The organism is Methylobacterium endophyticum (assembly GCF_050591105.1).
In the GTDB taxonomy this organism is placed as follows: domain Bacteria; phylum Pseudomonadota; class Alphaproteobacteria; order Rhizobiales; family Beijerinckiaceae; genus Methylobacterium.
Window position 1 is genome coordinate 1 of record NZ_JBNHES010000015.1, and the last position, 26,054, is coordinate 26,054.

Annotated in this window: 23 protein-coding genes; 17 read left to right on the forward strand and 6 right to left on the reverse strand. The window is 65.9% G+C overall.

Annotation, left to right across the window (positions count from 1 at the left end; genetic code table 11):
- Positions 1–1,798 (forward strand): phospholipase D family protein (locus ACP56T_RS16115; RefSeq protein WP_430913160.1); only part of this gene is annotated, 1,798 nt, incomplete at its 5' end.
- Entirely contained in the window at positions 1,795–4,803 is a 3,009-nt protein-coding gene (locus ACP56T_RS16120) for a helicase (RefSeq protein WP_416418144.1), read from the forward strand. The genes ACP56T_RS16115 and ACP56T_RS16120, both read left to right, overlap by 4 nt.
- Before the next feature lie 202 nt (positions 4,804–5,005).
- Here ACP56T_RS16120 and ACP56T_RS16125 read toward each other — a convergent pair whose 3' ends face one another.
- Genes ACP56T_RS16125 through ACP56T_RS16135 form a run of 3 tightly spaced genes read right to left on the reverse strand, consistent with a single transcriptional unit; the run spans position 5,006 to position 8,332 of the window.
- The gene (locus tag ACP56T_RS16125) at positions 5,006–5,941 is read right to left on the reverse strand and encodes a plasmid partitioning protein RepB C-terminal domain-containing protein (RefSeq protein ID WP_416418142.1); all 936 of its coding nucleotides are present in this window, start codon (positions 5,939–5,941) and stop codon (positions 5,006–5,008) included.
- Entirely contained in the window at positions 5,934–6,839 is a 906-nt protein-coding gene (locus tag ACP56T_RS16130) for a plasmid partitioning protein RepB C-terminal domain-containing protein (RefSeq protein WP_416418141.1), read from the reverse strand. Before ACP56T_RS16130 ends, ACP56T_RS16125 begins: the two co-directional genes overlap by 8 nt.
- Positions 6,839–8,332, reverse strand: coding sequence for a recombinase family protein (locus tag ACP56T_RS16135; protein WP_416418139.1), 1,494 nt, complete (start codon positions 8,330–8,332; stop codon positions 6,839–6,841). The genes ACP56T_RS16130 and ACP56T_RS16135 overlap by 1 nt, the downstream gene beginning before the upstream one ends.
- A gap of 191 nt (positions 8,333–8,523) precedes the next feature.
- Here ACP56T_RS16135 and ACP56T_RS16140 point away from each other — a divergent pair, with 191 nt between their 5' ends.
- Together ACP56T_RS16140 and ACP56T_RS16145 are read left to right on the forward strand one after the other, a co-directional pair.
- Positions 8,524–9,153 (forward strand): hypothetical protein, encoded by a 630-nt coding sequence (locus ACP56T_RS16140; RefSeq protein ID WP_242219595.1) that lies wholly within the window; start codon positions 8,524–8,526, stop codon positions 9,151–9,153.
- 156 nt (positions 9,154–9,309) lie between these two features.
- Positions 9,310–9,594, forward strand: a complete 285-nt coding sequence (locus tag ACP56T_RS16145) for a helix-turn-helix transcriptional regulator (protein WP_145752293.1) — start codon at positions 9,310–9,312, stop codon at positions 9,592–9,594.
- Here ACP56T_RS16145 and ACP56T_RS16150 read toward each other — a convergent pair.
- Together ACP56T_RS16150 and guaA are read right to left on the reverse strand one after the other, a co-directional pair.
- Positions 9,572–10,828: a tyrosine-type recombinase/integrase gene (locus tag ACP56T_RS16150; RefSeq protein WP_416418135.1), complete on the reverse strand. Its 1,257-nt coding sequence runs from the start codon at positions 10,826–10,828 to the stop codon at positions 9,572–9,574. The two genes, ACP56T_RS16145 and ACP56T_RS16150, sit on opposite strands and share 23 nt — an antisense overlap.
- Positions 10,829–11,146: 318 nt before the next feature.
- Complete coding sequence (guaA, locus tag ACP56T_RS16155) at positions 11,147–12,706, reverse strand: glutamine-hydrolyzing GMP synthase (protein ID WP_430913161.1); 1,560 nt, start codon at positions 12,704–12,706, stop codon at positions 11,147–11,149.
- Positions 12,707–13,007: 301 nt separating this feature from the next.
- Here guaA and ACP56T_RS16160 point away from each other — a divergent pair, with 301 nt between their 5' ends.
- The 4 genes from ACP56T_RS16160 (at position 13,008) to ACP56T_RS16175 (ending at position 17,831) form a co-directional block, all read left to right on the forward strand.
- A complete protein-coding gene (locus tag ACP56T_RS16160) occupies positions 13,008–13,742 on the forward strand; it encodes a class I SAM-dependent methyltransferase (RefSeq protein ID WP_430913162.1) in 735 nt (244 codons plus the stop codon).
- Positions 13,743–14,038: 296 nt separating this feature from the next.
- Positions 14,039–15,130 (forward strand): alkene reductase, encoded by a 1,092-nt coding sequence (locus tag ACP56T_RS16165; protein ID WP_430913163.1) that lies wholly within the window; start codon positions 14,039–14,041, stop codon positions 15,128–15,130.
- Between the two features lie 138 nt (positions 15,131–15,268).
- Positions 15,269–17,146 (forward strand): PAS domain S-box protein, encoded by a 1,878-nt coding sequence (locus tag ACP56T_RS16170; protein WP_430913164.1) that lies wholly within the window; start codon positions 15,269–15,271, stop codon positions 17,144–17,146.
- A gap of 19 nt (positions 17,147–17,165) precedes the next feature.
- Positions 17,166–17,831 carry an HAD hydrolase-like protein gene (locus tag ACP56T_RS16175; protein WP_430913271.1) on the forward strand — a complete coding sequence of 222 codons (666 nt, stop codon included), beginning with the start codon at positions 17,166–17,168 and terminating at the stop codon, positions 17,829–17,831.
- 7 nt (positions 17,832–17,838) lie between these two features.
- On the opposite strand, the gene ACP56T_RS16180 is transcribed toward ACP56T_RS16175, so the two are convergent.
- On the reverse strand, positions 17,839–18,336 hold the full coding sequence (locus ACP56T_RS16180; protein WP_430913165.1) for an outer membrane protein assembly factor BamE: 498 nt from the start codon (positions 18,334–18,336) through the stop codon (positions 17,839–17,841).
- A 198-nt stretch (positions 18,337–18,534) separates the two neighbouring features.
- Between ACP56T_RS16180 and ACP56T_RS16185 the strand changes: the two genes are divergently transcribed.
- The 9 genes from ACP56T_RS16185 (at position 18,535) to ACP56T_RS16225 (ending at position 26,024) form a co-directional block, all read left to right on the forward strand.
- Entirely contained in the window at positions 18,535–19,080 is a 546-nt protein-coding gene (locus ACP56T_RS16185) for a ubiquinol-cytochrome C chaperone family protein (RefSeq protein ID WP_430913166.1), read from the forward strand.
- Positions 19,077–19,604 carry a YceD family protein gene (locus ACP56T_RS16190; RefSeq protein WP_430913167.1) on the forward strand — a complete coding sequence of 176 codons (528 nt, stop codon included), beginning with the start codon at positions 19,077–19,079 and terminating at the stop codon, positions 19,602–19,604. Before ACP56T_RS16185 ends, ACP56T_RS16190 begins: the two co-directional genes overlap by 4 nt.
- A 111-nt stretch (positions 19,605–19,715) precedes the next feature.
- A complete protein-coding gene (gene plsX, locus ACP56T_RS16195) occupies positions 19,716–20,750 on the forward strand; it encodes a phosphate acyltransferase PlsX (RefSeq protein WP_430913168.1) in 1,035 nt (344 codons plus the stop codon).
- 25 nt (positions 20,751–20,775) lie between these two features.
- Entirely contained in the window at positions 20,776–21,753 is a 978-nt protein-coding gene (locus ACP56T_RS16200; protein ID WP_430913169.1) for a beta-ketoacyl-ACP synthase III, read from the forward strand.
- A gap of 139 nt (positions 21,754–21,892) precedes the next feature.
- Positions 21,893–22,213, forward strand: coding sequence for an integration host factor subunit alpha (locus ACP56T_RS16205; protein ID WP_430913170.1), 321 nt, complete (start codon positions 21,893–21,895; stop codon positions 22,211–22,213).
- Positions 22,214–22,257: 44 nt separating this feature from the next.
- Complete coding sequence (locus ACP56T_RS16210; RefSeq protein WP_430913171.1) at positions 22,258–22,764, forward strand: MerR family transcriptional regulator; 507 nt, start codon at positions 22,258–22,260, stop codon at positions 22,762–22,764.
- Positions 22,765–22,850: 86 nt separating this feature from the next.
- The gene (locus ACP56T_RS16215) at positions 22,851–23,270 is read left to right on the forward strand and encodes a hypothetical protein (protein ID WP_430913172.1); all 420 of its coding nucleotides are present in this window, start codon (positions 22,851–22,853) and stop codon (positions 23,268–23,270) included.
- Between the two features lie 131 nt (positions 23,271–23,401).
- Positions 23,402–23,866, forward strand: coding sequence for a 4-aminobutyrate aminotransferase (locus ACP56T_RS16220; protein WP_430913173.1), 465 nt, complete (start codon positions 23,402–23,404; stop codon positions 23,864–23,866).
- A gap of 205 nt (positions 23,867–24,071) precedes the next feature.
- On the forward strand, positions 24,072–26,024 hold the full coding sequence (locus tag ACP56T_RS16225) for a PrkA family serine protein kinase (RefSeq protein WP_430913174.1): 1,953 nt from the start codon (positions 24,072–24,074) through the stop codon (positions 26,022–26,024).
- The last annotated feature ends 30 nt before the right edge of the window (positions 26,025–26,054 follow it).

A 26,054-nucleotide genomic window follows, 5' to 3' on the forward strand; every position in this document is an offset into this window, starting at 1 on the left:
CCACGACCAACATCCCGCGCAAGCCTCCCGTTCGAGCCGGAAGGCAGTGTGGATGACTTGTCCTGGGGTCCCGTTTGGACGCCGATTACCCCAAAAACGGGGTCCTTATTCCACGCCTAATCACACCCTGATTGGTCGTAACAATGACAAGGGCAGTGGAACGGCCGTCGATTTTGCCGAAGCGATCGACAGGCTGCGCGATCACGTCAAGATCATCATCCAGCGCGGGCGGATCGCGCGCCCGGTCGCTCTCCCCCGGATCGCGGGCATCCTCGATCAGTTCATCGTTGAGCAACCCTACGATGAACACGAGCGTAGCTGGCATCCGAAGATTGCTTTGGTTGCCTATAACTGCCCCAAAGGGGAAACCCGCTGGAAGCTCTGGATTGGCAGCCGGAACCTCACGCGATCTCAGGATCTCGACGCCGGCGTTTTGCTGGACGGCAGCGAAAAACGCGCGAAGGGGCGGGTTCGGCTCCCTGGCGTCGGTGCTCTCGGGAGCACTCTCGCACGCTGCGCATCGCGCCAGGATGCCGTTAACATCTCGGAGCAACTGGAGGCGATCTGGTGGGATGCGCCAGACGGTTTTCGCCTACGCGGCCTCCTCAATGGGCTGGATGAAGGTGTTCCCTTGCCAGCGGAGCCGCCCTCCGGCGCGGTCGATGGCATAACGATCATCAGCCCGTTCCTGTCGCCCGACTTTCTGAAAAAGGCGGGCAACTGGGAGGCGGCTGGATCCAGGACGCTGATTTCGTCGATGCCGGCCCTTGCCGAAATAGCCAGCCGGTCCAGAACCTCGCTGACGGGTTTCTCGAAAATCCTGGCCTATGCGGCGCCGGACGTGCTTGCTGACGAGTCCACGCTCGCTCTGCCCGGCACCGAACCTGTGGCCGAAGATGATGTGGAGCCAGCGCCCCTTGCGCTCCATGCGAAGATCTTCTGCTTCCACTCGGGCGAGAAGACCATCTTGAGGGTCGGGAGCGCCAATGCGACCGAAAGGGCGTGGTCGGGGCGCAACTCGGAAATCATGGTCGAACTCGAGGCGGACGAAGCGTTCGCTTCCGGCCTGGCGTTCCTGGTCGGTAAAGCGACGCCTGTCACCATAGAGGAACTCACCGCCACGGACCTGCGCAGCACAAGTGCAACCGATGCTCTGGAAGAGTCGCGCAAGGTGCTCATGGCCTCCTGGGACCCGGTTCTGCGCCGCGACGGGGAATGCTTCTCTATCGACGCGCGGGCGGTTCCTTCGCTCGCCTACCCCGACCATGTGCTGCACGCCGGATCTGCAAATGGCGACCTGCTGCCTTGGCCGACCGATGCCTTCAGCCTCGGTCTTGGACCGATCCCGTTGTCACTCCAGTCTGCCTTCATTCAGGTCCGGATAAGCGGCCCAGACGGCGCTTTACGATGGATGCAGCGCGTCACCGTCGATCCGCCTCTCGAAGAGCAGCGGGATCTAGCCGCGCTGGCCAGCCACATGGGGCTTCGCGCGTTTCATGACTGGATGCGTGCGATGCTCGGCGGCGACACGCTTCCGGTCGGTGGCGGTGCATGGGATGAAGATGTCGGATCACGGGGCAACCGTCCCCAAAGCCTGGGTTATGACCGCCTCACATTGGAGGATATTCTCACGGCTTGGGCACGCGATCGAAAAGCCTTCGGTCGGGTCGATCGCCATTTTGCGCCCTATGTGGATGCGCTTCTCGCCCACGGTGAAAATCTGAGCGAAGCGGAGAGAGCTGACTTGAACGAACTCGCTCAGATCTGGGCCATCGCGCGCACCCGGCTTGCCTCATGAGCGCAAGATCGAAACCCTTTCAGGCCGCGACGGTCAAGGCTGCAACTGTCGCCCTGTCGGGAGGCAACCCACTGCGCCGGTTCCTTGTCGCGGACGAAGTCGGCCTCGGGAAAACCGTCGTCGCCCGAGACACGCTTGCACAGCTGGCGAGCAAAGCGCGCAAGTTTACCGTCTATTATATTACGAGCGGGCTCAAAGTCGCGGACCAGAACAAGGTCGAACTGCTGCGCTTCCTCGAGAAGGACGAAGCCAAGGACGCACTCTCCGTCATCGACCGCGTCGGTCTCATTCCGTTCGAGGAAAAGCGCAAGGGAAAGCTGCGGCTTTATGCCTTTACGCCGACCACATCATTCTCCAGCTCGCAGCGCCTCTACGGCGGAAAGGCAGTCGAGCGCGCGTTCATCAAGCTCCTGTTGGACGAACTATACCCCGGCCTGACCGCCGCCTTTCCTGAAGGCTATGTCGAATATGGCGCAACGTCCGGCTGGCGATGGGCGTGCGAGGAGGCTCAGGGCAAATTCGACAATGTCTCCGCCCTCTTCAAGGCGGCCTATGGCCGAGCGTTGCGCGCGGAATTTGGCAAGCCGGCCCGCGAAAACATTCTGCACGCGATCGATACGAGCAAACATGGTCAGAGCTTGGGCCGGATGCGGAAGGCGCTCGCTCAAGCCGCTCTGGATTCCGCCCCGCCTGATCTCGTAATTTTCGACGAGTTCCAATGCTATCGCGAACTGCTCAATGCAGGCGCCGATAATCCCCTGGCGCGTCAACTGCTGGCGGGAACAGATGGCGGGACGCCGCCGCCGATCCTCCTCCTGTCCGCCACGCCCTACCGTTTCTATGCCGAGCGCTGGGAAAGCGGCTCTGGGGCTGCCCCCCATGTCGAATTCTTCGAGATTATCGAATTTCTGGGCGGGTCGGCTGTACGCGCCGAGGCTGAATCCCAATTTCGTCGTTTTGGCGATCTGTTGCATTTGATCGGCCACCTGCCGCCCGATAGCCGCACGGCGGCGATCGAAGAGGCGCAAGCGCTCAAGCACCATCTCGAGGCGCTTCTCACACCACTCATGTCGCGGACCGAGCGTCCGGTTTCCGACCATGCCGGAGAGCCTGCGCCGCCGTCCGTAAGGATCGAGCCCCACGATCTCGACGTCTATCGCCATTTCACGGACCATGTGTCGCCCAAGCTCGCAGGCAGCGCGATCGCCTACTGGCTGTCAGTGCCACTCCCTGCGCAAGCGTTGGGAGACCGATACCAGATTTCTCGCGACATAGATTTTCCGGCTACGCGAAGCGTCCCCCGGCTCGGAGTCACCAATTGCTTCAAGCCGCCCAAAGAGGGTTGGGGAAGCGCCAAGCTCCGTGCCCTCAACGGCCTTGTGCCAACGGAGGCCCTTGCCCTCCCATGGGTGTTGCCGTCGCTGACTTGGTGGGCGCCTTCCGGCCCATGGGCAAAGGTGACGCAATCGCCCAAGATGCTGATCTTCAGCCGGTTCAGGGCCACACCGCAAAGCCTGGCAGCCCTTGTCAGCCTTGAGGTCGAGCGCAAATGCGTGGCGAAAAGCAATCTTCCCTACGCTGCCGCGTGGAAGAAACGCCACCTGAACCCGAAGCCGACCCAAGGCCCCACGCTCGCCCTGTTTCACCCGAGTCCTTTCCTGATCCGCGCTGTCGATCCCCTAGATGTGAAGGGCAAGGCTGCGATCAAGCAGATCAAGGCCAGGGCGCGGCAGCAGATCATTCAGGCGCTGCCCCCGTCCATCGCGCCGGAGGCTCCGAATGCGCGAAGCAACCGACGGCGCAAACCGGCGTGGGCGATCCTCGCGGCCATTGAGCGCGCGCAAAAGGCGCCGCTGGCTCGGGAGTTCGCGGCGGTCCAGAAGAACTGGGGTCGGGTCGCCCCGAAGGATGCAACACTTCAAACGTTGCTCAAGCAGCGCCAAGAGGCCGAGGCGATCACCTGGCTAAGCCGATGGGAGCTGGACGCTCTGGTGGATATGGCTCTCGGCGCCCCTGGCGTCGTGACGGGCCGAGCACTCTATCGCCACCTTCCTGAGCTTTTCGATTACCAGGAGCAGCATTTCGCGCGGCTTGTGCGCTTCTGCTGGACGAGGCTGCGCACCTATCTGGATCGGCCCGTTTTCTGGTCGATCTTGCCCGGTGAGGACGCCACGCAGAAATATCAGACTGCGTGCGTTGATGGCTGCCTGGAAGCCGTCCTCGACGAACATTTCTGGCTGCGCAAATCCAAGGTCAATCCTGATGGACTGATCGAGGATCTGTCGGCGGCGCTTGCAGCGAACGTCGGCACTTTCGGGTTCAAGGGCGCGAAGAAAAAGGACAAGATCCGTATCCGCTGTCACGCTGCGGTGCCGTTTGGGGGCACTGAGACAGAGACGCATCGGCAGGATCATGATGTCAATGAACCGCCACCGGCGCGCTCTGAGGAAATCCGCAGCGCGTTCAATACGCCGTTCTGGCCCCATGTCCTGGCAACGACCTCTGTCGGACAGGAAGGTCTAGACTTCCATAGCTGGTGCGACCGGCTGGGACATTGGGATCTTTGTTCCAGCCCGGTTGACCTGGAGCAACGAGAAGGTCGCGTCCAGCGCTTCGGCGGACTGACTGTCCGACAACCGCTTGCTCGAAAACTGGGTGAACAAGCGTTGGCCCAGGCACGCGGCCAAGCATCCTCGCCGTGGGATATTATCGCACGCGACGCCGACAAGGCGTTCGCGGACGACGAAACCGGCCTCAGCCCTTGGTGGGCGATGGAAGGTGCGGAACTGAAGCGACATTTGTTCGCGCTTCCCCAAAGTCGCGATATTGATCGGTTCGCAAAGTTGAGGACGCAGAGGCTGCTCTATCGCCTTGCTTTGGGGCAGCCGGACCAGGAGGATCTTGTCGATCTCCTGACCCATCACGACGTGGAAACGACGCGGTCGCTGCAAGCATTGACCCTCGATCTGTCGGCATTCTCACGACAGAAGCACCGCGATGAATAACGTGCGTGCCGGCCGGCGCGTCCGGCACGCACGTCCTGCTCATGCGGGGGAAGCGCCCCCTCATGCGGCTGGCTATATGTGGGCCAGCCTGGTGGGCTTCATGCGGGTTCGCCGCCATTCCCACCACCATGCTTGATCCGCCCCACGGTGCGGCTTCTCCCATGGTCCCCGCGCTTATCGGGTCCGGGTCCCCATATCTGACTCAGGCGCCCGGCGTTTCCGCGATCGGGCCGAGCGTGTCGATCTCGGCGATCTTCTGAAACTCGCTGAGATAGTCCTGTTGATGGGTCGCCAGCCAGCGAACCACCCGGTTGTTCGCCAGCAGCTTGGCGACATAGCCGCGGGCGACGGTCAGATGCAGATTGTCGATGCCGTAGGTTTCCTCGACCGACTTCACCTGGGTCTGGAGCGCCGCCAACTCGCGTTCCATGCGGGCGATCTGCTGGCCCGAGGGCGTTGGCTTGCCTCCCCCTTTTCCTTTGCGGGCGGCGGCGAGTTGGTTCTCGGACGTCGCCGCACGCAGCGCGCGCGCAAACATGACCGTGAAGTTGTTCTGACCGATCATCAGGTCTGCGGCTTCGATCTGCCTGACCGACGTCATCTGGCGCAGGATGTCGAACACCTTCATCGAACAGGGCGTATCCTTCAGCATCTCGGCCGCCTCGGGGCTGATCCCTTCCAGGAGCCGGAAACGCCGCAGCACAGACTCGACCTGAAGGTTCAAGGCTGCGGCGATGTCGGTCGATGACACGCCCCGGTCCATTGCCCGCACGATCATCCGATGCTCCTGGATCGGCGGTATGCGATTCACGCGCTTGTTGTAGGTGTAGGTGTCGTCGTCAGCCGCAAGCAGGCACTCGACCTCGGAGATGCCGAGTTCCTTCAGCGCTTCAAGCCGCAGATGACCATCGAGGAGAAACCAGGTTCCGGCATTCTTTTCGTCTGCCATGACGACGGGCGCTTCGATCAGGCCGATCGCTTTGATCGAACTCAGCACCTGCGAATAGGATCGGCTCTCCCTGGCGCCGGGCGGCAACGTCTTCAGCGGAACGATCGCCGCGACGGGGATCGTCAGAAAATCGCGATCGAAGCCAAAATGGATACGGCCGTCATCCGGATCCTTTGGTTCTTCAGTCATGATCGTCTCCCGACACACGGACCTTGAGCGCGCGTGGCATGGTCGCCAGCCCCTCCGCCCTCAACAGATTGATGAAACCGTCATTGCCGAGCAGATCCTTCAGCGCCTCGACGACGAACAGCAGCCGGGTCTGGGTGAAGTCCGACTTCTTGACCAGCAGACGCTGCTTTTCCGCCTCCCGCTGATAGACCTGCATGAGATCGGCGGCCGTCATCCGACGGACGCCGGTGCCCTTTCGGCCCAACCGCCCGACAGGCAATCCACCCTTGCGCTGGCTGCGCATCCGCATTTCCAGCAGACGTCGAACCGCGGCGAGTTTCTTGCCCCGAAGCTTGCCGGTCTCGTAGGCGTCGAGGAGCAGGTTCTGCGCCTCTTCCGTTTCGGCTTTGGAAATCTCCATTGCCAAGGTGATCGGAATGAGCCCGGTTTCGACGGCGGACACCAGCCGTTCCTCGCCACGCTCGAGGAGCGACGCGATCATGTTCACCCAGGATGCCCCGACACCGATCTTCTCCGCGATGGCAGTGTCGTTGTAACCGCGAGATCGTAGCGCGCCGATCTCCTTCATGAGATCGATGGGCCGCGGCGTGCGCCGGGCGATATTCTCGACCAGGCTCATGACGAGGCACTCGCTTTCGCTGGCCTCGATCACCACGGCCGGAATCTCGGTCTGACCAAGCATCTGGAAGGCTTCCAACCGGCCCTCACCACAGACGAGATCATATCTCGGCCCGCCTGCGCCATCGCGGCGGCTCACCGTGATCGGCCTCTTCAAGCCGATGGCTTCGATGTTGTTCACGATCTCCCGATGCTGGCGCTTGTTGCGTGCGCGAGGGTTCAGAACCGTGATCCGGGAGATAGGGATCATTTCGATCTTGTTCGGTCGAACAGCAGGCATCAGGCGGCCTCCCCAAGAGGAACAGGCGCGGCGATGTCATAGAGAAGCTCAAGGTCGTCGAAGCGGTAGGCATCGAGCGCGAGCGCATTCTCCTCTCCTAGCCGCAGCTTTTCGGAGAGCATGTCAATGCGAGGGAACAGATAGAAGTCGAACGGCGCGCGATTGGCTCTATCCATCCGCGCGACAATCGTGATGTCGGGCGCGAGCGAGGTATCGAAGTGCAGGTTCCACCGAAGGAGCCCGGTCGGCGTCTCGATGCACCGCGCGATCACCAACGAGACGCTGAACTCACCGTTGACGACTATCCGGTCGGCCTCGAGATCCTGCCAGGCATCGCTGCCCGTTGCCCGCAATCCATCGAGCACCTCACGAAGAATACCGGGATGGAGCTTTCGCAGGTCGCGGTTGATTTCAACGTAGCGGTAATCGCGATCCGGCGTGAAGCCCACGAGACCGTAGGCGCGAAGCAGGCTGCCAAAGCGGGAGCTGTAGGCGCTGCTGGACGGCATCCCATCGGATTCGTCGATGACGATGCCGGAGAGCAAACCTTTTTGCTGATAAAGCGCCCTCAGAGATTGCAGCATCTCTTCGTCGCTCAGCCGGAAGGAGCGCACACCGATGATGGTCCTGGCCGCCTCGAACAGTTCGCGTTCGATGACGGCCGCAAACGCATCCTGCGCCCTGATCCACATACCGGGATCGTTCCGGACGCGCTTCTTCTTCAGCTTGAAAGAGCGGCGGTTCCATACGTTGTCGCCGACATATTTCTCGTTGATGAGAATCTGGTGGACGGTTCCCCTGGTCCAGGGTCGCCCAAGGTCGGTGGAAATACCCCGCCTGTTGAGATCGGCCGCGATCTCGCTCTCGCTATACCCTTGATGGACGAACGCCCGGTAGATTTTGCGAACCAGATCGACTTCCTCGGCCGGGCCGAGTGTCAGGATCACGCGGTCAGTCTGGAGACTCTTCTGCTCGCCGCGTTCAAGACACCCCTTGATAGCGCCGTGCTCATCGATGAGCGTTCGCCGTAGTCCAAAACCCGCCGGGCCTCCCTGACGATACCCTTTCTCGATCAGGCGCCCCTGGCCGGCGAAAACCTTGACGGAAAGCTCACGGCTATATTCCCCGGCCATGGCGCTCTTCACGCCCTTGATGATGGCCGCGATCGGGCTTCCGTCATTCTCGAACTGTTCGGCGCAGTATTGGACACGAACGCCGGCGCGCTTGCAGATATATTCGTAGTAGGCGCTTTCGTCGGTGTCCTGGAAGCGCCCCCAGCGGCTCACGTCGTAGACGAGGATCATCTCAAAGTCGGCGCGGCCTTCCACGACGTCCGCGATCAGCCGCTTGAACGCATCACGACCATCGACGCTGAGCCCGCTCTTTCCTTCGTCGGCGTAGGTACAGACGATCTCGATTCCGCGCGCCTCGGCATAGTGCTTGATCGCGTCGGATTGGTTTTCCGTCGAATACTTCTGATGATCCGTCGACATGCGGACGTATTCGGCAGCCCGAAGAGGACGTTCGGGCTGCTCTGACCGATCATTATCGTAATCTCTCCGGCTCATCACATTACGCCTCACGAACTTGCCTGCGGCGGTCCGGGCGACCTACCGCCGCAGCGCATGACGGGCCTCTGCCGTCACTCCGCACTGGAACAGTTTAGATGCGGAGAAAACGGAAGATGTTGCCGAAAACGGGCAGGAAATTACCCCTATGGACAGGCGTTCTTGGCGGACGCGAAGTCTATGCGCGGACCATCGCTGAGCTGCTACGCAAAGAGCATGGCGACAGTCGCCGCGCGATTAAGCAGCTCATGCGCCAGACGGACGCAAGCGAGCGAACCGTCAAGCACTGGCTTTCAGGCCAGCACGGGCCAGACAGCGTCTATTTCCTGCGGCTGGTGGTCTCGTCCCCAGTCATCAGGGCCTTCGTTCTCGGCCTGGTCGATGGGCCGGCAGCCATCCCGTTGACCGGCCCAGTGGATCGCATTTCCCTGGCTAGAGCCCGTGAAGCCTATGCTGCCGGGGAAGCCGCAGGGGGACGATCGGCAACGGGCGCGCGGAAAAATGTCCCTGAACGTGTCCCTGAACGCGACCCTAAAAATGTCCCTGATCGAGCCGAACTCAACGAGCGGCAGCACTGGTTTCTCGACCGAGTCGGGGAGGTCCGAAGTGACGCACGGGATATTGCGGCGGTGTGGGCAGTCAGCCTGAAAACTGCGCGTCGGGACATCGCCGCGCTCAAGGTGGCTGGTCTCATATGCTACGTCGGCTCACGCCGGAAGGGCCGGTATCGACGATCATCCAAATGAACCGATTGGCGGTCTGGCTGGGCGCGGCGATGGCCGCGCCTTTTCCGATATGCACGCCAGAGCACGATACCGTTCTACGCCCCTCAATCCGGGCTTTCTTTCAACGTCGTCTATCGACTTCTATCCGTCGAACCCAATGGCTGACGGAGTCCTCTGATGAAATCACAAGAACCTCCCGCCGTGACACGGACCATCCGGCGGCATGAGCTTCGGCAAATCGTCCCGTTGGCCGACACGACAATCTACGACATGGAGCAGCGCGGTGAATTTCCGCAGCGCTTCTATCTTACGTCTCGCTGCGTGGTCTGGGACCTCGCCGAAGTCGAAGCCTGGCTCGAGGAGCGCCGCCGCGCCTCACGCGCGAAAACCGTGAAACGCGCGCCCATGCCCGATGTCCAGCTTCGCAAGACGCGCCCCATCAAACATCCGGCTCGGGCGTAAGCAGGTCCATTGTCGGCGGATAAAGGATCGGCGTGTATTTCTCCCCCACGACCCAAGCGTCCACGATGTTGGACCATTCCTGGATCATATGCCGGCGCTGATGCTCATATTCCGCCTTGTTGTAGATGCCCCGTGACGATCGGCCATCCTCGTGCGCCAAGCACTTCTCGATCCAGTCGCTGTTGAAGCCCAGTTCGTTCAGCAGAGTCGAGCCGGTGCGTCGGAGATCGTGAACCGTAAAGGACTCCAGCGGCATTCCTTCCTTCTTGGCCCGCACCACCACCGCCGTCGTGACCCGATTGAACGTGGCCCGCGACATCGGCGCGTCAGCGTCGTAGCGCGACGGCAGGACGTATTTCGAGTTACCGGCGCAGGTCTTGAGAGCGATGAAGATGTCGAGCATTTGCTGCGATAGATAGACGTTGTGCGCCTTCGAGCGCTTCATTCGCTCCTTGGGGATCGACCAGACGGCGTTCTCAAAATCGACCTCGTCCCAGACTGCATCCTGCAATTCGCTCTTTCGCACCATCGAGAGCAGGATCAGCTTTATCCCGAGACGGATCGTCGGCAGCGTCGGGACATGCTCAAGCTGTCCGAGCATGATTCGGATCTCCGCGGGGGATAGCGACCTGTCCTTCGGCACGAAGGTCGCGATCGACGATGGGCCAACCTCGTCGGCCGGGTTGGCGACCTTCTCCCCGTGCAGGATGGCGAAGGCGAAAACCAACTTCACAATGTCTCTGACGTGGACCGCTGTTGCCGGCGCCCCGCGTTCCTTTACCTTCGCGCACAACCCGCGCAAATCCTCCGGCAGGATCTCGGTTAGCAGTCGATTGCGAAACGCCGGGAGGATGTCGCGCTCGAAGATCGACCGCCGCATCGCGCGTGTACTGTCCGCCATCCTCGCTTCCTGAAGCCAGCGTTCACCGAACTGGCCGAAGCTCTTGGCTTCCTTGATCCTCCGCTTCTCGCGCTGCTTTTCCTGCGCCGGCGAGCGACCCTCGGAAATCGCGCGCTTGGCATCAATCAGCTTCTCACGCGCCCGGGCCAGAGACAGACCCGCCGGGCCATAACGACCCAACGTCAAGGTCTCCCGACGGCCGTTGAGCCGGTAGTCCAAGCGGAACACGATTGAACCTGAAGGTTGGACCACGACGTACATACCGTCACGATCCACAATCTTGTATAATTTATCTTTTGGTTTCAGTGCCTTGATGGCGGCGTCGGTCAGCATCTGCACCCTCCAGATCGGTCAAAAAATGCAGGAGAGCACCCAATTATACCGTCAGGCCAAAATTAGGCCGCCTGACAGGATTTTTATTCAGCACTTACAAAAGGTTAGGCCAAAAAATATACCGTCAGAAGCTCTCTTGCCCCTGACGGTATATGCGTTTTTCGGTTGAGACAAGACGCGCCATACCGCCAGCCATACCGTCAAACGGGAGGCTAACCCCGCGATAGATGCTGAAAGTCTCAGAGGGATTTTTTCAGCATTTTCATTGGCTTATGTCGCATTATAGCGTGATTTCGGATACGCCCGGAGGGGCAAAAATTATTCCCACTCGATGGTGCCGGGGGGCTTCGAGGTGATGTCGTAGGTCACGCGGTTGATGCCCTTGACCTCGTTGATGATGCGTGTCGCCACGCGGCCGAGGAAGGCCATCTCGAAGGGATAGAAATCCGCCGTCATGCCGTCGACGGAGGTGACGGCGCGCAGGGCGCAGACATGGTCGTAGGTGCGCCCGTCGCCCATCACGCCCACGCTCTTCACCGGCAGGATCACCGCGAAGGCCTGCCAGATCACGTCGTAGAGCCCGGCCTTGCGGATCTCGTCGAGATAGATCGCGTCGGCCTTTCTCAGCGCGTCGAGCTTCTCGGCGGTGATGGTGCCGGGGCAGCGGATGGCGAGGCCCGGACCGGGGAAGGGATGGCGGCCGACGAAGGCGTCGGGTAGGCCGAGCTCACGCCCGAGCACCCGCACCTCGTCCTTGAACAGCTCGCGCAGGGGCTCCACGAGCTTCATGTTCATGCGCTCGGGCAGGCCGCCGACATTGTGGTGGCTCTTGATCGTCACCGAGGGACCGCCGGTGAAGGAGACGCTCTCGATCACGTCCGGGTAGAGCGTGCCCTGGGCCAGGAACGCGGCGCCGCCGATCTTCTTGGATTCGGCGTCGAACACGTCGATGAACAGGCGGCCGATGGTCTTGCGCTTGACCTCGGGGTCGCTGACGCCCTCGAGCGCGCCGATGAACAGCTCCTGCGCCTCCACATGGACGAGCGGGATGTTGTAGTGGTCGCGGAACAGCCGCACGACCTCCTCGGCCTCGCCCATGCGCAGCAGGCCGTGATCGACGAAGACGCAGGTGAGCTGCTCGCCGATGGCCTCGTGGATCAGCACCGCCGCCACCGCCGAATCGACGCCGCCGGAGAGACCGCAGATGACGCGCTCCTTGCCGACCTGATCGCGGATCTTGGCGATCGCCTCCTCGCGATAGGCACCCATGGTCCAGTCGCCGGTGCAGCCGGCGATGTCGCGCACGAAGTTGCGGATCAGCAGCGCGCCGTGCGGCGTGTGGGCCACCTCGGGGTGGAATTGCACCGCGTAGAACTTGCGGGCCTCATCGGCCACCGCCGCGAAGGGCGCGTTCTTCGAGATCGCTACGGTGGTGAAGCCGTCCGGCAGCTTCGTCACCCGGTCGCCGTGGCTCATCCAGACGGGGTAGTGCTCGCCGACATGCCAGACGCCCTTGAACAGGGCGCAGTCGGAGAGGATCTCGATCTCGGCGCGGCCGAACTCGGCATGGTGGCCGCCCTCGACCTCGCCGCCGAGCTGAGCCGCCATGGTCTGCTGGCCGTAGCAGATGCCGAAGACCGGCACCCCCGACTCGAACACCGCCTGCGGGGTGCGCGGGCTCGCCTCGCTCGTCACCGATTCCGGGCCGCCGGAGAGGATCACGCCCTTGGGGCGCTGCTCGGCGAAGGCCTCGGCCGCCTTGGTGAAGGGGACGATCTCGCAATAGACGCCCTCCTCGCGCACGCGCCGCGCGATGAGCTGCGTCACCTGAGAGCCGAAATCGACGATCAGAATCTTGTCGTGGTCGGTCGTGATCATGGCTTGAGGAGTTAGACGAGGGCCGGATGCGGTGCAACGCATCCGCCGGCGCGCCTCCCCATCGAGCCGTGCATGAACCGCCGCCCGGCGGGGCCGCGTCTCGTGCGCGATCGGGGCCGGCGGGTTCCGGAACCCGTCGTCAGCGCCACGCCCGTCGCAGCGAGCCTGTACAATGGTCCCATGGCAGCCTAATCAAGGGCCGATGGCCTTCCTGGTGTAGTTCAGGGGGGGCGCCTTCGGCAATGTTTGGAATTCATGTGACGGATAAAGGCGCGCTCCAGCGTGTCTTTGCGGAGGTGATATGCTATATGTGCAGCCTGTAAAAGGTTTGTCCGTCGACGACTGCCATTTCTACCATACGGTGGACGTGCCAGGCGTCGGCGAAGTCGTCGGTGATTGGGATTTGCGCCCGCAGACGGCGGACATGCTCGGACGCGTGGACTTCCAGGGGCAGCGTGTTCTCGAAATCGGTCCCGCCAGCGGATACCTGACCTACTGGATGGAACGGGCTGGAGCCGACGTCACCAGCATCGAGCTTCCCGACGATCCGGGTTGGGATTTCGTGCCCTACCCGGATGGCGTGCTGGCGCCGATCATGCCCGATCGCCGGCGTATCATGACACGCCTCAAGAATTCCTATTGGTTCATGCACGAAGCCTTCGGCTCGCAAGCCAAGCTGGTCTATGGCGATGCTTGCAAGCTGGACGACGGGCTCGGCGAGTTCGACATTGCCGTCTTGGCCAATGTCCTGCTGCACACTGAAAATCCTGTTCGTATCATACAGGAATGCGCCAAGCGCAGTAGGAAGATCATTCTTTGCGAGATGCACTACCCGGAACTCGAAGGGCAGGCGGTTTGCCGTCTGGTTCCGACGGCGGAAAACCAGACTTGGGATACGTGGTGGAATTTCAGTTCGGATTTCTTCGCGCAATACCTGAAGGTGCTCGGCTATAACGATATCAAGCTAAGCCTGAGCGAGCATGAACACATGAAGTCGCGGATGTATACCACCTTTACGGTCGTGGCATCCCGATAGGATGGCCTGCCGCCGGTTTCGCGGAGGCCCGGTCCGGGGGGGGACGACGAGACGGGGGGCGCGGGAGGCAGCGCCGCAAGGTCGGACGCGGGTTCGAGGCCGGGAACCGCGAATCCATGTCCGGCATCCTTCGGGGCTCCGCGCCGTGATCCGCACCGCCATGTGCGCCGCCGCACAGCCGGCGCCGCCGGAGCATTCCCCGGCCTGGAGATGCCGGCTCGGGCGACCACGTTAGCGGCACCGCATCACCGGGCGCCGGCCGCAGCGCGGTCCGGCGCCGACAAGCGAGATCGTGCATGCCCTCACTGTTCGACCCCATCCGCCTCGGCGCCATCGCGGCGCCGAACCGCATTCTCATGGCCCCGCTGACCCGCGGGCGCGCCAGCCGCGAGCATGTCCCGACGCCGATCATGGCCGAGTACTATGCCCAGCGCGCCGGCGCCGGCCTCATCATCAGCGAGGCGACGGGCATCAGCCGGGAGGGGCTCGGCTGGCCCTACGCGCCCGGCCTGTGGAATGCCGAGCAGGTCGCGGCCTGGAAGCCGGTGGTGCAGGCCGTCCACGAGGCCGGCGGCCGCATCGTCGCCCAGCTCTGGCACATGGGCCGCATCGTCCACCCGGATTTCCTCGGCGGCGCCAAGCCCGTCTCCTCCTCCGCCACCACGGCGCCGGACAGCGCCCATACCTACGAGGGCAAGAAGCCCTATGCCGAGGCGCGCCCGCTCGAGATCGACGAGATCCCGCGCCTGCTGGAGGACTACCGCAACGCCACCCGCAACGCGCTGGCCGCCGGATTCGACGGCGTGCAGATCCATGCCGCGAACGGCTACCTCATCGACCAGTTCCTGCGCGACGGCGTGAACAAGCGGACCGACCGCTACGGCGGCGCGATCGAGAACCGCGTCCGGCTGCTCGACGAGGTGACGCGGGCCGTCGCCGGGGAGGCGGGCAAGGACCGCACCGGCGTGCGGCTGTCGCCGAACGGCCTCATCCAGGGCGTCGACGATTCCGACCCGGACGCGCTGTTCGGAGCGGCGGCGGCGGTGCTCTCCGAGATCGGCATCGCCTTCCTCGAGCTGCGCGAGCCCGGCCCGGACGGCACCTTCGGCAAGGCCAACCACGCCCCCGTGGCGCCGGTGATGAAGGCGGCCTTCAAGGGCCCGCTGATCCTCAACGCCGATTACGACGGCAAGAGCGCGCAGGCGGCCCTCGACGAGGGCAAGGCCGACGCCATCGCCTTCGGCCGGACCTTCCTCGCCAATCCCGACCTGCCGAAGCGCATCGCCGAGGGCGCCCCGCTGAACCAGGATGTGCCCCGGACCTGGTACAGCCAGGGCCCGGAAGGCTACATCGACTACCCGACCCTGTCGGGCTCGAAGGCCGCCTGAGCGCCTGAGACCGCGCCGCTCCCGCCTGTCTCTCGCGGCGGGGGGCGGCGCTCATGAAAGCTGGACTCGCCCGCGCCCCGTTCCTATGTCCGTCGTCGGCCCTGGAGCGTAAGCGGCATCCGGGCAGGAGCGCGGGATTTGGCTGCGAAAGCGCATTGCGCGACACCGTCCGGCGACTCTCCCGATTCCGATCGGATCGCCGAGCTCGGCGCCCTCCACATCCTCGATACGGAGCCCGAGGCGGCCTATGACGATCTCGCGCGGATCGCCGCCCATGTCTGCGCCGCGCCCATCGCCCTGGTGAGCTTCGTCGGCGAGGACCGGCAGTGGTTCAAGGCGGAGGTCGGGCTCGGCTGCCGCGAGACGCCCCTCGACATGTCGGTCTGCAAGTTCGCGCTGAAGGAGGAGGCCCTTCTCGTCGTCCCGGACCTTGCCGCCGACGGGCGCACCGCCGGCAATCCCCTCGTGGCCGGACCGCCGCATATCCGCTTCTATGCCGGCGCCGTGATCCGCGGCGCCAGCGGCACCGCGCTGGGCTCGCTCTGCATCCTCGACCATGCGCCCCGTCCCGACGGGTTGAGCGCGGAGCAGGCGGCGACGCTGACGGCGCTCGCCCGGCAGATCTCGACGCTGCTCGATCATCGCCGCAATCTCGACCGCCTCGCCGCCAACGAGCGGCGCTTCCGGGTGATGACGGAAGCGATGCCGCAGATGGTCTGGACGACCCTGCCGGACGGCTTCCACGACTATTACAACGACCGCTGGTACGAGTTCACCGGCGTCCCCTACGGCAGCACGGACGGCGAGGGCTGGAACGGCATGTTCCACGCCGACGACCAGGAGCGGGCCTGGGCGCGCTGGCGCCACAGCCTCGCGACGGGGGAGCCCTACGAGATCGAATACCGCCTGCGGCACAGGTCCGGCGCCTATCGCTGGACGCTGGGCCGGGCCATGCCGATCCGGGACGCCGAAGGCCGGATCGAGCGCTGGTTCGGCACCTGCACCGATATCCACGACCTGAAGCGGGTCGAGACCGAGGCGCGCCAGCTCGCCGCCGTGGTCGAGACCTCGAAGGACTTCATCGGTATCGCCGATCTCGACGGCCGCGTCACCCATCTGAACGACGCCGCCATGCGGCTCGTCGGGCTGCCGAGCCTCGCCGCCGCCCAGCGCACCTGCATCGCCGACCACATCATGCCCGCGAGCCGGCGCATGGTGATGGAGGACGCGCTCCCGGCCGCGCGCCGCGACGGCTGGTGGGAGGGCGAGATCGCCTTCCGGCATTTCGAGACGGGCGAGCCCATCGCCATGCTCTACAACCTCTTCCCCCTGCGGGACGCCGGGGGTCGCGAGGTGGGTTTCGCCACGGTCAGCCGCGACCTGCGCGAGCGCAAGCGCCACGAGGAGGCCCGCGACCTGCTGATCCGGGAGCTGTCGCACCGGATCAAGAACATCTTCGCCGTGGTCGGCGGCATCGCGGCCCTGTCGGCGCGGGGCGCGCCCGAGGCCAAGGGCTTCGTCGCCACCTTCCGCGAGCGCCTGGGAGCCCTGGCGCAGGCCCACGAATACGTGCGCCCGCATTCGGACGAGAGCGCGCCGGCGGTGAAGGGCCAGACGGTGCTCGGGCTGATGCGCCTGCTGATGGCCGCCTATGCCGCCTCCGGGCGCGAGCGCATCGCCATCGGCGGCGAGGACGCGCCCCTCGGCGAGCGCGCGGCGACCTCGCTCGCGCTCGTCATGCACGAGCAGGCCACCAATGCCGTCAAGTATGGCGGCCTCTCCACCGAGACCGGCACGGTCTCGCTCACCGGCCGGGTGGAGGACGGCGCCTATCACCTGCGCTGGGCCGAGGCGGGGGGCCCCGCCATCGCAAGCGTGCCCGAGCGGCGCGGCTTCGGCACGGTCCTGGCCGAGCGCAGCGTCGCCGGCCAGCTCGACGGCAGCCTGGAGCACGACTGGGCCCCGGATGGGCTGGTGCTGAGCCTGCGCGTGCCGCTGGCGAACCTGCGCTTCTGAGGCGCCGTTGCCGCGCGCGATGGACGGCGCCCGGCCGCGCTACCGGCTCGTCGTGTTCGATTTCGACGGGACGCTCGCCGACAGCTTCGACTGGTTCTGCGGCGTACTCAACGGCGTGGCGGACCGCTACGGCTTCCACCGCGTGGCGGAGGAGGAGCGGGACGAACTGCGCGCGCTCGGCGCCCGCGAGATCGTCGCCCGCCTCGGCGTGCCGGCCTGGAAGCTGCCGATGATCGCCCGCCACATGCACGGTCTCGCCGCCCGCGACGCCGCCTTGATCGGGCTGTTTCCGGGGATCGAGGCGATGCTGGCGGAGCTCGATGCCGCAGGCGCCGCCCTCGCGCTGCTCAGCTCCAACGACGAGGCCAACGTGCGCCGGATTCTGGGATCGGGGAACGCGGCGCGCTTCTCGCGCTACGCCTGCGGCGCCTCGCTGTTCGGGAAGGCCCGCCGGCTCGCCGCCCTGGTCCGGGCGAGCGGGCATGCGCCGGAGGACGTGCTCTGCGTCGGCGACGAGATCCGCGACGCCGAGGCGGCGCGCAAGGTGGGCTGCGCCTTCGGAGCGGTGGCCTGGGGCTACACGCGGGCGGATGCGCTGGCCGCGCTCGGGCCGGCGCATCTCTTCGGCAGTCCGGCGGAGATCGTCTCCGCCGTGGGACCGCGGGCGGCGGCGCCCGCGGGATGAGCGGGCCTCAGAGGCCGCGATTGGCGCCGGGCACGATGCTGGTGCCCTTGCCGGACCCGAAGGGCTCGTACTTGGTCAGGCCGCGCAGGAGCTGGCCGAGGAAGGCGCGGTCGGCGCCGCTCGACGGGGTGGTGCGCTCGATGAAGTCGAACACCTTGCCGTCCTGGAGGCCGTAGAGCGCCACGCGCTCGACCTTGAAGCCGGGGGTGAAGTAGACGGCCACCACCCGCTGGTCCTCGACCTGCTCGCCCATGAACATCACCGTGCGGCGGGTGTTCTGGGAGATGTAGTACCAGGACTTGTTGCCGACCGTGGAGACGGTGGAGGGCGTGCCGAGCGTCTGGAGCACCTGCTCCGGGCTCGCGCCGGGCTTGACCGAGGCCAGGGCGGTCTGGTCGATCTGGTAGCCGTGGCGGATATCCTCGCCGATGCAGCCGGACAGGGCCGTGCCCACGAGGCCGATCACGGCGAGACGAGCGAGCGACGAGACGAGACGGCGCGACATCGGCCCCCCTTGATTGCGTTGCGAGACACGCAGCGCGCGACACCCGCGAACAGGGGCCGAAACGCGGCGTCCGCCTTGCAGGCTCTTGCCTTGCGAAGGCTTGCACCTTGACCGTGAGGTGCCGTACCGCCGGGTTATGGCTTTGACAAGGCAAGCGCGGACACACCCCGCGTCCAAAGGGTGCAAAGGGCGGACGCGATGATCGGGCGCCTTCTGCGGCGCGGCGGCGAGCGCCGCCGGACCGTCGAGACCCTCCACGGGCGGATCAACGACGCCTCGCGCTGGCCCGCGCTCTATGAGGGGCTCGGCGTGCCGGACACGGTGGAAGGCCGCTTCGAATGCCTGTGCCTGCACGTCATCCTGGCGCTGCGGCGGCTGAACCGGCTGCCCGAACCGGGCCCCGACATCGCCCAGGATCTCGTCAACTCCGTCTTTCTCCAGCTCGACGCGTCGCTGCGCGAACTCGGCGTCGGCGACATGGGGGTGCCCAAGCGCATGAAGAAGCTGGGCGCCGCCTTCTACGGCCGGGCCGCCGGCTACGATGCCGCCCTCGATGCCGGCGACCGGGACGCGCTCGCCGCCGCGCTCGCCCGCAACGTCATCGGTCGCGAAGAGGCAGACGCGGGGCCGCTGGCGGATTATGTCCGGGCTTCCGCCGACGTCCTCGGGGCGGCCGATCTCGCCGTGTTCCTCGGCGCCGGCCCGCTCTTCCCGGACCCGTCGCCCTACGGGAGCCATCGATGACACGAGACGCAAGCCCCCTTCCGCTCTCCCGGCCCGTCAATGTCGAGCGCCTGCCGCAGGGGCGCGGCAGCTTCACCGTCGAGGCGACCCCGCAGGAATGCGCGGCGCTGGCCGAGGATTTCGGCATCGTCGCCGTGCGCGACCTCGTCGGCCGCTTCGAGATCGGCGGCTCGACCAGCCTCCTGCGCGTCACCGGAACGGTGGAGGCGGTCGTCACCCAGACCTGCGGCGTCAGCCTCGAGCCCTTCGAGGCAGCCGTCTCCGAGCCCGTCGAGGTGACGTTCAGCGACGAGGTCACGCCGGAGGAGGCGGACGCGCTCGACGAGAACGGCATGCCCGATCTCGATACGCCGGATGCCCTCGTCAACGGACGCATCGACCTCGGCGCGCTCACGGCCGAGTTCCTGGCGCTGGGGCTCGATCCCTATCCGAGGAAGCCCGGCGTCGCCTTCGAGGAGGTCGCGGCGGGGGACGACGAGAAGCCGCTCGCGGGCTTGCGCAAGCTGCGTCCCGGCGGCGAGTAGGGGCGCCCGCCAGAATTCGTTTGCCCGGCCGGCCCGGATCGCTATTTTCCGCCGCGCCGGCCGGCGCGTCCGTCTCGATGCACCGCCCGGCCAGGCTCCGACCGGATCTTCATGTCTCAAAGCGTGCGCATCTCCCTCGACGCCATGGGCGGCGACCACGGGCCGTCCACGGTGGTGCCGGGAGCGGCCATCGCCCGCGAGCGGCACCCGGAGACGAGCTTCCTGCTGTTCGGCGACGAGGCCGTGCTCGGCCCGCTGGTGGAGGCCGAGCCCCGGCTCAAGGGCGCCGTCGAGATCCGGCATACCGCCGTCTCCATCGCCATGGACGAGAAGCCGAGCCAGGCCGTGCGCCAGGGGCGGGGCAAGTCCTCCATGTGGAAGGCGATCCAGGCGGTGAAGGACGGAGAGGCGGACGCCGCCGTCTCCGCCGGCAACACCGGCGCGCTCATGGCGATGTCGAAGATCTGCCTCAAGACCATGGCCGGCATCGAGCGCCCGGCCATCGCCTGCCTGTGGCCCACCGTGCGCGGCGAGAGCGTCGTGCTCGATGTCGGCGCCACCATCGGCACGGATGCCGAGCATCTCGTGGAGATGGCGGTGATGGGCGCCGCCATGGCCCGCATCGTCTTCGACATCGACCGGCCGACGGTGGGGCTCCTCAATGTCGGCACCGAGGAGATGAAGGGCAACGAGGCCGTGAAGGAGGCCGCCCGCATCCTGCGCGAGACCGAGATCGCGACGCTCGCCTATCACGGCTTCGTCGAGGGCAACGACCTCGGAAAGGGCACCGTGGACGTGGTCGTCACCGAAGGCTTCACCGGCAACATCGCGCTCAAGACCGCCGAGGGCACCGCCAAGCAGATCGGCAGCTACCTGCGCTCGGCCATGAGCCGGACCCTGATGGCCAAGATCGGCTATCTCTTCGCCCGGCAGGCGTTCACGGCGCTGCGTGAGAAGATGAACCCGAGCCGGGCCAATGGCGGCGTCTTCCTCGGGCTGGAGGGCATCGTCATCAAGAGCCACGGCTCCGAGAACGCGCAAGGATTCGCCGCGGCCATCGACCTTGCCCACGACATGGCGCGGCACGACCTGATGCGCACGATCCGCGACATGCTCGACCAGGCGCCCGCCGCGATCACGGCGTGAGCTCCGGCGAGCGGGAGGAGGCACCATGGCAGCCCTGCGTTCCGTCGTCGTCGGCTGCGGGTCGAGCCTTCCGGCTCGCGCCGTGTCCAATCGCGAGCTCGCCGAGCGGGTCGACACCTCCGACGAATGGATCGTCCAGCGCACCGGCATCCGCAGCCGGCATCTGGCGGCCTCGGACGAGACCACCTCGGTGCTCGGCACCCGCGCCGCCCAGGCGGCGCTGGCCGATGCCGGCCTGAGCGCCGCCGACATCGACCTCGTGATCTGCGCGACCTCCACGCCGGACCACACCTTCCCCTCGACGGCGACGCAGATCCAGGCGGCGCTCGGCGTCGAGCGGGGCTGCGCCTTCGACGTGCAGGCGGTCTGCGCCGGATTCGTCTTCGCCGTCTCCACCGCCGACCGCTTCCTGAGGACGGGGGGCGCCACCCGCGCGCTGGTGGTGGGCGCCGAGACCTTCTCGCGCATCGTCGACTGGGAGGACCGCACCACCTGCGTCCTGTTCGGCGACGGGGCGGGCGCGATCGTGCTGGAGGCGCGCGAGGGCCGTGGCACGAACGCCGATCGCGGCGTGCTCTCCGCGAGCCTGCGCTCGGACGGGCGCCACCGCGACAAGCTCTATGTCGACGGCGGCCCCGGCTCGACGGGCACCACCGGACATCTGCGCATGCAGGGCAAGGAGGTCTTCCGCTTCGCCGTCGGCTCGGTGCTCGACGTGATCGAGGACGCCTTCGCGCAGGCCGGCTTCACGCCGAAGGACCTCGACTGGTTCGTGCCCCATCAGGCCAACCGCCGCATCATCGAGGCCTCCGCCGACAAGCTCGGGATCCCGCGCGAGAAGGTGGTGCTCACCGTCGACCGGCACGGCAACACCTCGGCGGCCTCCATCCCGCTCGCCCTCGACGCCGCGCGCCGGGACGGGCGCATCCGCGAGGGCGACCTCGTGATGATCGAGGCCATCGGCGGCGGGTTCAGCTGGGGCGCGGCGCTGATCCGCTGGTGAGCCGGCAATCGGAAGGGCGGCCGGCGACATTTCGTCGGTGCGCGTCCCGGCCGCGCGGTTGACCCCGCGACCAGCGCCGATTAGCGTGACGGATCATAGAGATACGCTGCCGCACGGCGAATCGGGCGAGGGGGATGGAATGTCGGGCAGGACGGTGACGCGCGCCGATTTGAGCGAGGCCGTCTATCAGCAGGTGGGCCTGTCGCGGACCGAATCGGCCGCCCTCGTCGAGACGGTTCTGGCCGAGATCTGCACCTGCCTGTCGCAGGGCGAGACCGTGAAGCTCTCCTCCTTCGGCTCCTTCGTGGTCCGCTCGAAGGGCAAGCGCGTCGGCCGCAACCCGAAGACCGGCGTCGAGGTCGCCATCGAGCCGAGGCAGGTGATGGTGTTCAAGCCGTCGAACGTGCTGAAGGCCCGCATCAACGGCGCCAACGGCGCCGCGCAGGACGACGACGCCTGACGCGGCGGACCGGTATCGACTTCTGCGGCTAGGATCGGGGACGCATGACGCTCGCGGGCATGACCATCGAGACCGGCCGCGATGCCGCCGAGAAGCGCCCCGGCGCCTTCCGCACCATCAGCGAGGTGTCCGAGGACATCGCGGTGCCCCAGCACGTCCTGCGCTTCTGGGAGACGCGCTTCAGCCAGATCAAGCCGCTGAAGCGGGGCGGCGGTCGGCGCTACTACCGCCCCGAGGACGTCGATCTCATCAAGGGCGTGCGCCAGCTTCTGCACGGCCAGGGCTATACCATCCGGGGCGCTCAGCGCGTGCTGCGCGAGGGCGGCGTGCGCTTCGTCCAGGCGATCGGCCGGGGCGAGGCGGCGGCCGGCGCGCCGAGCCCGCAGGATTCGGAAGCCGAGACGCTTCCGGCACAAGAGAATCACGAGCCGGGCCCCGATGCCCTGCATGCCTCCGATCTCGGCACCGTCGAGGACGTGCTGCGGGAGCTCTACGCCTGCCGCGCGGCGCTGGCGGCCCTGCGCGCCCTGCCCGATCCGGCGGAGGCTTAGCCGCCTCGTCGTCGGACGTTCCCCGCTCTGGTGCTGGGCTCTTCGGGCGCGGCGAACTTTCGCGCGGCGCCGGGCGTTTCCGGGCCATGACCGCGCCGCGCCGCCGCTTGTCGCCGACCCAGGAGCTCACCGCCCGCGTCTTGCGGATCGTGCGGCTCTGCCCTGAGGCGGCGGGCGAGGTCCTGGAACTGATGTTCCTGGTCGGCCAGATCGAGGCGCTGGTCACCGTCGACCGCGACTACCGCGACGCCCGCCGGGTCGTCAGCCGCCTGCGCGATCCCGCCTGGGAGCTGGCGCCCGCCGAGCGCAGACTCCTTCTGCAAGCGGCGGACGCCATCCGTGCCGCCTGCGGGCTCGATGAGGCCGACATTCCGCCCTCGCCGACGGCCGATATCGACGAGCGGGCGCGCGTCGAGAACCGCCTGGCGGAGGCGCTGTCGGGGGAGCTCAGCGCCGCTCAGGTGGCGCGCGTGACGGGCGCGGTGGCGGCCGTGCTGCAACGTTGAGGTCCGTCCAGGAACGTGGCTTCCGAGCGGCCGGCCCTCGACCTTTCGGGCGGGCGTCCCCACATCCCGGCGGCGCGGGGCTCGCGGCCGGGGATCGGCCCCGGACGAGGCGCCGCCGGGAGAACGCATCCATGGAGACCAGCCGCCGCATGACCGCGATCCGCTCCTTCGCAGCGGCGCTCGCCGCCGGCGCGGTCCTGTCCGGCGCCGCCCTCGCGGAGCCCGCCACCTCGCACAACGAGGCCGCCGCGAGCGGCAAGAGCGTGCGCGTCGTCGTGGCGCCGAACCTGAAGAAGGACTGCTCCATCGGCCCGCTGCCGGAGTTCCGCATCGTGACGGCGCCCAAGAACGGTTCGACCATCACCAAGACGGCCAAGACCAAGACGCCGTCGAGCTACCGCTGCCCGAACAAGGAGGCCGGCGTGCAGGCGCTGTTCTACCAGAGCAAGGACGGCTTCACGGGCTCGGACGAGATGACCGTCGAGATCAAGACCGCCGACGGCCAGGTGCAGACCCGCAACATCCGCATCACCGTCGAGGCGGCCGCGACGAAGAAGGACGGGGAGCCGAAGAAGAAGGATGCCACCGACCTCTGATCCTCGCCGCGATGGGGGCGACGGCGCCGTCGCGCCGCCGTCGCTCGGGCGCCGCGAAGAAGACACAGAGGGCGCGGAGTGTTGCAGTGTTGCAAGCAGCACACGCTCATCGGGTCCGTTGACCGCACTGCGACAAATACGGGCCTGTGAGTTGCATCCAAGCCGAGACAGGATGAAGCTGTTCCTGTCCTGAGAGGGTTATCGCATGGCTCTGCACGCGACCAACGACCTTTTTCAGAGCTTCGCCCGAGGGTACGAAGCGCGGCGAGACACGGAGATGACCCTCTCCGACTATCTCGAAGCCTGCCGCGACGAGCCGCTGATGTATGCGAGCGCGGCGGAACGCATTCTCGACGCCATCGGCAAGCCCGAGTTCGTGGACACGGCCAAGGATTCGCGCCTCGGCCGCATCTTCATGAACCGCACCATCCGTACCTACCCGGCCTTCGCCGAGTTCTACGGCATGGAGGAGACGATCGAGCGGATCGTCTCGTTCTTCCGGCACGCGGCGCAGGGGTTGGAGGAGCGCAAGCAGATCCTCTACCTGCTCGGCCCCGTGGGCGGCGGCAAGTCGTCGCTCGCCGAGCGCCTGAAGGCGCTCATGGAGGTCCACCCGATCTACGTGCTCAAGGCCGGCAACGAGATCTCGCCGGTGTTCGAGAGCCCCCTCGGGCTGTTCGATCCCGAAACCATGGGGTCCGAGATCGAGAAGCGCTACGGCGTCCCGCGCCGCCGCCTCACCGGCCTGATGAGCCCCTGGGCCCTGAAGCGCCTCGACGAGTTCGAGGGCGACATCTCGAAATTCACGGTCATCAAGGTCCGGCCCTCGCGCCTGCGCCAGATCGCCGTGGCCAAGACCGAGCCCGGCGACGAGAACAACCAGGACATCTCGTCCCTCGTCGGCAAGGTCGACATCCGCCGGCTCGAGACCCTCTCGCAGGCCGATCCCGACGCCTATTCCTACTCGGGCGGCCTCAACCGCGCGAACCAGGGCATCCTCGAGTTCGTCGAGATGTTCAAGGCGCCGATCAAGATGCTGCACCCGCTGCTCACCGCGACGCAGGAGGGCAACTATGTCGGCACCGAGAACATCGGCGCGATCCCCTTCACGGGCGTCATCCTCGCCCACTCGAACGAGGCCGAGTGGCAGTCCTTCAAGACCAACAAGAACAACGAAGCCTTCATCGACCGCATCTACGTCATCAAGGTGCCCTACTGCCTGCGCGTTCAGGAGGAGCAGCGCATCTACGAGAAGCTGATCTCCGGCTCCGAGCTGTCTCAGGCGGCCTGCGCGCCCGGCACCTTCCAGATGCTCGCCCGCTTCTCGGTGCTCTCGCGGTTGCGCGAGCATTCGAACTCGAACCCCTTCTCGAAGATGCGGGTCTATGACGGCGAGAGCTTGCGCGAGGTCGATCCGCGCGCCCGCTCCATGCAGGAGTACAAGGACACCGCCGGCGTCGACGAGGGCATGGACGGCATCTCCACCCGCTTCGCCTTCAAGGTGCTGGCGGCGACCTTCAACCACGACACCACCGAGGTCTCGGCCGACCCGGTGCACCTGATGTACGTGCTGGAGCAGGCGCTGCGCCGCGAGCAGCTCCCGCCCGAGACCGAGAAGCGCTATCTCGAATTCATCAAGGGCGAGCTGGCGCCGCGCTACGCCGAGTTCATCGGCCACGAGATCCAGAAGGCCTATCTCGAATCCTACCACGACTACGGTCAGAACCTGTTCGATCGCTACATCGACTACGCCGATGCCTGGATCGAGGATCAGGACTTCAAGGATGCCGAGACCGGTCAGCTTCTCAACCGCGAGCTCCTCAACCAGGAACTGACCAAGATCGAGAAGCCGGCGGGCATCGCCAACCCGAAGGATTTCCGCAACGAGGTGGTGAAGTTCGCCCTGCGCTCCCGCGCGCAGCACGGCGGCCGCAACCCGAGCTGGACGAGCTACGAGAAGCTGCGCGAGGTCATCGAGCGGCGCATGTTCAGCCAGGTCGAGGAACTGCTGCCGGTGATCTCCTTCGGCTCCAAGAAGGACGGCGAGACCGAGAAGAAGCACGGCGAGTTCGTCGACCGCATGGTCGAGCGCGGCTACACCGAGCGGCAGGTCCGCCGTCTGGTGGAATGGTACATGCGGGTGAAGCAGGCCGGCTGACGGGCGCTGCCCGCCAAGCCGCCACGGTTT